The organism is Desulfatibacillum alkenivorans DSM 16219 (genome assembly GCF_900142135.1).
GTDB lineage: Bacteria > Desulfobacterota > Desulfobacteria > Desulfobacterales > Desulfatibacillaceae > Desulfatibacillum > Desulfatibacillum alkenivorans.
Window position 1 is genome coordinate 25802 of the sequence record NZ_FQZU01000050.1, and the last position, 9652, is coordinate 35453.

The following is a 9652-nucleotide window of genomic DNA, read 5'->3' on the forward strand; positions in this document are numbered from 1 at the left end:
CCATGGCCTGAATCAACACGTCGGCGTTGCCATCGGAGCCGCCGGTTGCATCAATGTCCGTGCCGCCGGAGATGGTTACGTTGTCGCCGACAATGTCTACGTCGGCGTTATAGCCTTGGGCGGATACGTCGGCGGCGGTTCCCAGGATGATGTCATTGCCCGGGTTGGCGCCAAGAATTTTGATTTCGATGCTGGCAGTCGCCGTGCCCCCATAGCTGGCGGATCCGTCCGCGGTTATGTTGGCCGTATAGCTGCCGGCTGCACCGCCCGGGTCGCCTACGGAGATATCGCCGCTCCTTGCGTACAATGTAACGGTCGCATTCGCCGACCCGCTGCCGTCCACATCGATATTATTATTGACGGTCAGGCTGGTTGCCGCATCCAGGGTCACGGATGCCAGGCTGCCGAAAGAGCCAACAGAGCTATAGATAATCCCGGCATTGTCGCTGCCGGAGCCGTCAATGGTAATAGCGCCGGTGTTGGACGTGATGGATATGCTGGTGGTCCCGCTGCTCCCCGTAGCCCGAATTCGAACCGGACCCGCCACGTCCACGGCATCGCCCCTGATATTGATTGCGCCGGAGCCGCTGGCGCTTCCGGCATAAGCCTGAACGTCCCCCCAGTAGCCAATGGTCACGTCGCCGTTGACCGCCGCGGTTCCGGCTTCAATATTCACCGTAGCGTTGGACCCAAAGCTGGCAGCGGCGTCCGCATAAATCAGGGCCGCATTCCCGGCGGCGCCCGAGGCGCTGATGGTGACGTCGGAGCCCGCCTTGATGTCAACGGCGGCGGCGGAGTTGGAGCCCGCCCTGGCCGTGACGTTGGACTTGATGACCACGTTCTTTTTGGCCTCGATGTCCACGGAGGCGTTTCCGCTGCCGACGGCGTTGGAAACGGCCAGGATGTCGCCGGCTACGCCGGCCAGGCCCGCCTGGTCAATGTATACATTGCCGCTGCTGGATTTAATCGTAATACTTGCGGAGCCGGAGGGACCCGTGGCCGTGACGCCCGCGTCGCCCGCCAGATTAACGTCCCCGGCGGCCAGGCCCGCCCCAAGGGCCTGAATGGTTATCGCAGCATTTCCCGAAAGGCTGCCGGCTGTGGCCGTAATTTCGCCGCTGGAAGCGGTTCCGCCCACGTCGTCGCTGATGGTGATTCCGCCTGAATTGGACTGAATTTGCATGGTTGCCGCGCCAATATTGTCAGTTACGGAAACGGGCGCGTCGATGGAGATGTCTCCGTCAGCCACTACATGCAGCAATGTTGAGGCGCTGTGCCAGCCCGTAGCGCTGACCGCGGCCCCCTTGTTGATGACTACGGAACCGCCTACGGCGGACCCGGTCGTTCCAATTTTAAGCTGCGCCGCTCCGCTGGAGGAGTCGGCGGTCACGACGCCGTCCACCACGACGTTTTTGTCCGTATGCACTTCCACTAAAGCGCCTGTTGCGCCTGTTCCCAACACGGAGCCCGGAGCGCCCAGGGAAACGCCGGAAGTCCCGCCTGTGCTGTCAATATGCACAGTGGCGGCGCCGGTATTTGACACGGCCTGCACCTTTGTGCTTCCTGCGGAGCCAATGACCACGTCGCCCCCGGCGTTGATGTCCACGGAGCCCAGATTCACGGCGTTGGCAAGCATGGAGCCGCCTATGGAGCCGACCTTGTCCACTGTCACGTTGTCCACGGAATTAAGCGTTATGACAGCGGTATTGCCGCCAAATGCAAGGGCTCGGCCGTATACAGAAATGTCGCCGCCATTGGCCGTGGCGTCCAAAGTGACTTGCGAACTGTTCTGCCCGGTGTTGTTTATTACCGCACCTACACCAATTACAACTCCCGTGCTTCCCGTGGCGGAAACGGTGGTGGAGGCGGCCCCTGAATTGCCCATAGCCTGATAATTGAGCACCGAGGCGGAGCCTCCGAGAAAAACGTCTTCTCCACTTATGGCGACGTTTGCACTCTGGCCGATGGCGGTGAGGTTGGTGAGTAAAGCCGCGCCTACAGAGATGTCGTGGTACGCATACACATTGACGTTGGCGACGGCTCCCGTGCCGCCGACCATCACCAATGCCCCTTCAATGTCCACGCTGCCGCCGATAAGGCCGGAAGCCGCGGAGGAGCCGATATCTAAGGTCGCATTGCCGCCTGCTATGGATTGCACAGAGGCTTGGTTGACGTTCACGTCTCCTACCGCAAAAATATTGAGGTCGGAATTGCCATTGATCCCGGCGCTTGCAATGACACCGCCGCCGCCAATAATGTCCACATCGCCGCCAATGCGATTGGCGCCCGGCCCGCCGATGTTGACCACGCCCGACCCGCTGGCGCCGCCCGCGGCGGTCACGGTGGCGTTATTCAACAGCACGTCACTCCCGGCGTAAATATTGACTGCTGCCGTATCGCCGGTAGCGCCCCCGGCTTCCGCTTTCACTGTGGCGCTGGAGCCTACGGTTACCGAAGCTGCGGCGTCAATCGTGACCGTGGCGCCTTCTTCGCCGTCGGCCTTGATGGAGCCCGTCCCGGTTCCTATGGTCACGCCGCCTGCGTCGGATTGAATCGTAATGGCTGCATCAACCCCGCCGTTGGCGTCGGTGTCGGCCAGGATGTCCACGGCGCCGTTCACGCTGACGTTCCCATTGGCGTACAGGCCCACATCAGCGTTATTAAGGGCGCCCCCGGCCACCGCCTGGATGTCTGCGTTGGAACCCAAGGTGATGGTTCCGCCGACGGGGCTTCCGCCTGTTCCAATGTTTACGACAGCATCATGGCCCGTACCGGTAGACACATCGATCGATGCATCCAGCAAGGCGTCCACGGTGACGTTCCCGCCTGCGAGAATTTCAATTTCCGCCGTCAGGGCGTGGGCGGTTGCGATGACATCATTATTCAACGTCACGTCATCGGCGGCCTGGATGTTCACGGCGGCCGAACCGAAATTGGCCCAAAAATCTCCGGCAACCGCCTTGATGGAGCCTGCGCCTGTCCCATCCTCAATGGTCACCGACCCCGTGTAGGAACGGATATAAATCTCCGCATTGTTTCCTCCGGTTGCGATTAGGCCGGCGTCGGCCTGGATCGTCACGGCGTCGTCCACTGTAATGTCGCCCGAGGACCGGATTTCAATCCTGGCAGCCCCTTCCCCCCCATAAGCCATGATGTCCGCGTTGGAGCCCAATGTAACGCTGCCGCCTATCCGGTCGTCTGTTTTCCCTATGTACACCCATGCACTGTTGCCGGTGTGGCTTGTTGTTTCCGCTTGAATCTGGGTGTCGATATACACGTTGTCGTCAGCGAGGATTCGAACTATGGCAAAACCCGAAGCGCCGCCCACGGCCGTCAAATCGCCGGTTCCGTCCAGGGTCACGCTTCCGCTGTCGGATCGCACCACCAGGACTGCATTGCCCTCGGAATTTTCGATGGAAACCGCGGCGTCAATCGTAATGTCTCCATCGGCGACCAACGCAACTTCGGAATTGTTTGCCGTGCCCGCGCCCGTGCCGGTGATAGTGGCGTTAACGTCGATGTCTCCGCCCACGCTGGCGTTGACCACGGCCTTGTCGCCCGTGCTGGTCGCCAGCATGGCGCCGTTCACCGTTAGCGTTCCGCCCACGAGCATGGAAATGGAGCCCGTGCCTGACCCTGCTAACGCCTGGATGGTTGCCGCAGGCCCCACGGTAACAGCGTCCACAGCGTCGATATCCACAGTGGCCGCGCCCGAGGGAGTAGCGTTGTCGCCGGCCTGGACCGTGCCGTTGATGACCACATCGGCGCTGGCGTGGGTTCCGGCGTTTAGCGTCACAGTGGACGAAACGGAGCCGGAGGCCAAAACAGCCTGACCTGCATTAACCGTTATGCCTGCAGCATTGTCAGTAGTAATCGTCACGCTGGCGTCTCCGGCGACAGGCGCTGCCGGACCTAGTCCATTTTTATCGCGTGCAAAAACGCTTTCAGATAAGACCACGGAATCCGCACTGACGGAAATGTTGGAATCCGTTACTGAGCTTCCCTGGATGCCTATCACCGCTGTTCCGCCGGTCGCCCCGCCTATGGCAAGGGCGCCGTTGTTGTCCAGCCAGATGCCTGCTGTAGCAGGCCCGCCGGCCCCAAACAGGGCTTCCACGTTGGAAACCTGGGTTTGCAGATAGCCGGTCCCCGAAGCGCCAATGTCTCCGCTTGCCACCATGACCAATCTGGATGCAATGACATCCGTGGAAGCCGTGCCTGCGTCTCCTACAATCGAACCATTGCCAGCCGTCAGGGTGACCAGATCGTCTGAAATAATGCCTGTGGCGCCAGTTTGGGTAAAACGGATGTCGCCGTTAGTGGTGGAAATGGCGACGTCATGGGTTCCCGCAGCCGTGGAATCGGAGATCACGTAATTGATGATTGCGTCGCCCGCACCTGCAATATCCAGAGTCACGGAGCCGTCGGCCGCGTCCACGTTATTGAGGGTGACGTTTTCATTTCCCTGAGCGTCTATGTCAATATCGCCGGACGTGGTCGCGTCGGCGTCAATGACTAGCCCGCCTGCGCCGCTAGTAATAAAGTATATGCCGCCGGTGGAGGTCTCGGCGTCGATCACGGACGCGTCCACTTCCACGGCGCCGGCGCCTGCGCCTGTTCCAATGCCCGAGCCTGCGGTGATCACCGCCGTATTGGTTGCGCCTGCGCCGCCGGTGATGTTTGTTCCAGTTCCTGCGGAAAGAATCTGGCCGGATTCGGACTGGACATACACGTCTATGCCTGCAACGACCTGGGCTGCGGACGCAGCCGTGGCGCCGCTGAACACCACGTCATAGCCGTCGCCGCCGCCCGTGGCGCCCGCCGCATACAGCTTGACGCTGCCGGTGGAGGCCTGGACGGTCTGGTTGGCATTGATGGTCAGGTCGCCGGATAGGGCGCCCAAGGCAATGCTGTTGGCGTTGTTATCCGTAAAGCCGCCCGTGACGGTCAGTGCGTCTCCTGCAGCCAAAAGAATCTGGTTGCCGCCCGCCCCGTTGATGGTGGGCAGGGCGTTCACGGACATGCTGCCGTCCTGGTAAATCTGAATGTTCCCGGACTGTGATGTGAGAGTGACGGTTCCCGCGCCGGGGTTGATGTCCACGGCCTCGGCCAATTGAGCCGGATCGGTCATGTCTATAGCGGTAGCGCGGCCGATATAACCGGCGGAAAGCGCTGTTCCCGCAGTGATGCTTATATCGTGTCCGGCAGACACTTCCGTGTACCCGCTGATGCTGTCGTCGTCGTCATTGACGTTGGTATGAGCGGTGATGAATACGTCATGGTCCGAGGAAACGCTGCCCAGCCATATTTCACCAGCCGTCGCCGTGATGGTGACGTCATTGGTTCCTGCGCCGCCCGTGTCGGAGGCCACGCTGCGCGCGTCAATATCGCCCAGGTCGGAAGTGATGGTTATGGATCCGCTGTTGGCGTCCACATTGGTGTAAATGACCTTGCCCGTGCCTGAGGTGGATTCGATGCTCACATCACCGGTACTGCGTGAGTCCACACTCTGGACGGTCACATTGCCGGTGCTTGTGTGATCCGAGTCAATGTTCAGGAAAATTCCGTTGGTGTCGGCCAGCGCCTGGATCACCACGTCCACATCCATATCCAGGGTATTTGCGACAGAACCAACACCCGTGGCTCCATAAACACTGCCCCTCGCGGCCACTATGTCCGCAACCCCGTCGCTGGCATTGTCGATGATGGCGGCTGCACTCGCAGCCAATAGCGCTGAACCGTCGGACCGGACCTGGGTATTGATGGTGATGTTACCCGCGAAGTTCCTGATCTGAACCCAATCGCTCCCCGCCACGGCCGAATCGGCTATGATAACGCCTGTTCCCGAGCCCAGGATCATATTGGAGCCGGAGCTGTCTATGCTTATGGTTCCGCTTTCCGTATCCACACTCTTATATGTGAATGTGCCGGAGCCGATGGTGGATTCCAACCGGATGCGACCTGGCCCATTTGCGTCAACCTTGGTTATCATCACGTTGGAATTATCGGAGTCCATAATATTCATGAAAATGGGTCCGTTGGTGGTTCTGGCCAGAACCACTTCATTGACGTCCACGTCCACAGTGGAATTGCCGGTGGCCAGACCGATTTGCAGGCCCTGGAGGGTGACCTGATCGGCGATGATATCCGCCACATTGTCGTTGGCATTGTCATAGATGAGCCCGGCCGCCGTAATGGTGACGTCATCGTCGGAAATCACCTGGTTGGTGAAGACGACGCTGGCCATGGTGGAGGTAACGGTAATATCGTGGCTGCCGCCTACAATAGCGGAGTCGGAAACGATATTGCCCGTGGCGCCAAGGTTGATGGTCCAGCGGGAGGACAGGTTGATGTTACCGTTTTCCGCGTCCACGCTTTTGTAAGCAATGGTTCCCGCAGCCGTGCCGGCCGTGACCTGCACGTCGCCCGCGCCGTCGGAATTGATGGTGACAGTGGCGCCGTTGGCGTTGGAATCCATAATGTCCAGATAGACTCCGCCGGAGCCGGTGTTGGAAATGGAAATGGCGTCAGCGTTCACGTCAATGGGGCCGTTGCCTGCAGCCTGGCCCACGCCTGTCACGGCGTTAATCTGGGCGCTTCCCGCAACGATGTCCGCAGTTCCGTCCGCGTCCGCGTTCAAGACCGCACCCGCCGTCCCGCCGGTGCCCGCGTCGATATCCACGAGGCCTGCACCCGCATTCACGTAGTCCAGATAAATATCCCCGGCAGAACCGGTGGTGGTCAGGGTGATGGTTCCGTTATTGCCGGAGACCACGTTGCTTGCAATAATGTTGTTGGCGTTGTTTATGGCGGTAATGGCGCCGTTGGTGGTTTGAACATCATTCAGAATAAGGACTTCAGAACTGCCCCGGACGTCAATTACTCCGTTCCCGGAAGTCTTTGCATCCACGGTAAGGCTGCCGGTTCCGTTGGCGTCCCGCAAGTAGATGTTTCCGTTGACTGCTGTGGCGTTCACGTAATCGACATTAACATCAATGGCCCCGGAAGCAGCGTTTCCGATTCCGCTGGTGGAGGTCATGGTCAGGTTCTGAGCGATGACGTCCGCAGCCGTCCCAAGGCTTTGTCCCTCGGAAAGGTCGCCCGTAACAATCCGCACGTCATTGGTCCCGGCGTCGATGTCCGTCACCCCGGAAAGGGCGTTGAACTCAAAGGAGCCGCTGTTGATCAGGGCCAGGTTTGCATTGATGGAAAAGGAGCCGTCCGCGCCTACGCTCATGCCGCCGGTTATGGAGGCGTCGCCGATGATCAGTTCGCCAGTCCCCAAGACAAAATTATTCGCCGCCATGGCGGAGGTGACATTGAACACACTGGCGCCTCCGTTGTTGGCGCCAAAGGCCGCGTCGTTCACGCCCATGTTATAGGTAGTGGTCTGGGGATAAATATGGATGTCGCCGGAGCCGTTGGCTTTGATCTGCCCGGTTTGGGCGCCGGTTCCAAAGGAAAAGCCGTCGGATATAACGGTCACGCCGCCGTTGCCGCCCACACCGCCTTGTATGGTGACGCCGTCGTTGATGGTTACCGATCCATCTGCGCCTTGGGTCTCCAGCCGAACGTCTCCATTGGCGCCGGCCAACACATCCTTCGCTATGGTCATTGAACCGTTGGTGTCTATATATATACTGCCTGATTTATTGGCGATGGCTGCTGTGCTGCCCACGGTCAAATCAGTGCTGTAATTAAAAACAGCAATCACACCGCTACTACCATGGTTGTCAGCGTCCACGGTGTTCACGACAGTTAATACCATGATGCCGTGCCCTGCTGAAGCCCTAAGGTAATCGGCAGTAATCCAGCCGCCGAACCAGACAATATTGCCATCGTTATCATTGTCAGCGTCCGCGGTCAGATACACATCCGCATCAACCGCGCCTGTCTGGGCCGTGGTGATTCTGGCCTCCATTATAATGGCGCTGTCAGCGGTCAGGGTGATGTCGCCGTTGCCGGAAACTACGTCGCTATTGACTAAAATATTATCTTCGGAGATGATGACAATGGTTCCGGCTTGATCGGCGGTAACGCCGGAGCCGCCGGCGCCAGCCGCCGTGATGGTCACGGCGCCGCCCGTTCCGGAAGAGAGCCAAATGTCGCCGGAATTGTCAGTGGTTTCCAAGCCTATTACGTCCAGGCCGTTTTCTTCACGGATGTAGATGGCGTTTTCGGACATGGCCTTGAGGGAGTTCACGTCCACGTTGAACGGACCGGCGCCTGTGCTGCCCGTACCCACGCCTTCCACGGCGTCAATTTCCAGGTAGTCCGCAGAAACCATGGCCAATAAGCCGGAGTCGTGCACGTCGCCCACGCTCTTCAAGTAGACGTCGCCCGTAGTCTCGACGGCTTGTGTGAAAACAATATCCTTGGCGGCCGTGCCGTTTTCAGTCGTCAGATAGATGTTGTCATCGCCGATGTTGGTATCAAAAGCAGCGCTGTTAGCCAGGATGGAGCCGCTGGCCGCCGTGATGGACACGGTTTGGGAACCGGAGCTGGTGGCCAGGTTGAAATTACTCAAGGACACATTGCCCGTGCCCACGTCACGCAGGTAAATGCCGCCGGTGGCGGCCGTTACGTTGACCACATTGACGCCGGAGGCGATGTCAATGTCCAGGGCCGCATTGCCCGTGCCCGAGCCGCCCACGCTGTTGGCCGTAATGTTCAAGGAGCCGGCCTGGATGTATGTGCCGCCCCCGCCGACGCCGCCGTCGTCAACCACGGCGCCGCCGGCGCTCTCCAAAGTGGCTACACCGGTGGCGCCCAAACGGATGTCGCCCACGGTGATATCCGTGCTGGAATAGACTTCAATATTCTGGCCGCTCAAATTCGCCGTGGAGTCCACATTCACGGCGCCGCCGGCCAGGGAGCCGATCTCGATGGTGTCGGCGTTGATCCGCTGAAGAGCGGCGCCCGCGATGTTCAAGGCGCCCGCGCCCGAGCCCACGCCGATGGTTCCCTGGGAGGAACTCAGGATCGTCATGGTCCCCGTGCCCAATTGAATGAAGCCCGTGCCCATGACGAACTGGGCCGCGGAAACGTCCGCATCGCCGTCCGCAAGCCCGCCCACGGCCCGGGTGTCAATATTGTTCACGCCGGCCTTGCCCGAGATGGTTAAAACGCCGGAAGCGTCTCCGTCCGAGTCCGCCGACATGGTCACGTTTCCGCCGCCGGTTACGATGGTGGCGCCTTCAATCTGGGTCAGGTCGTTGGTGGCGCTCAGGTTCACATCGCCGCCGGTAACCGTGGCGTTTGAGGTGTCAATGTCCCCGCGCACCAGGAGGTTGCCCACGGCTGTCCCGGCGATTCCATGGGAGTTGGTCATGTTCACATCGCCGCCGTCGGTGGTGATGCCGTAGATGTCCAGGTTGCCGGTGCCTGTGCCTGCGTTGTTGATAGTAGCGGTCACGTCGCCGCCGTTGGTGTCCAGCTTGGCCAGGGTCATGCCGTCGCCGGCGTTGAAGAACATGTCTCCGCCCTGGGTCACGACCGTATCGCCGGGGGCCCCGATGAAGGTGATGGCGCCGCCGCCGTCGTTATCCGCATCCGCGGTCATGGTGAGAGACTTGGCTCCGGTGGTCTGAAGCGACAGGGTGTCGTCGCTCAGGTTTTCCACCGTAATATTATTGGTGGCTTCCAGGACGAT

At 60.0% G+C, this 9652-nt stretch carries 1 protein-coding gene (only partly in view); it reads right to left on the reverse strand.

The features are described 5' to 3' along the window. On the reverse strand, positions 1-9652 hold part of the coding region annotated (locus tag BUE18_RS28120; RefSeq protein WP_073478746.1) for an S-layer family protein (this coding region is incomplete at both ends). The annotated region extends 25801 nt beyond the left edge of the window; 9652 of 35453 annotated nt are visible.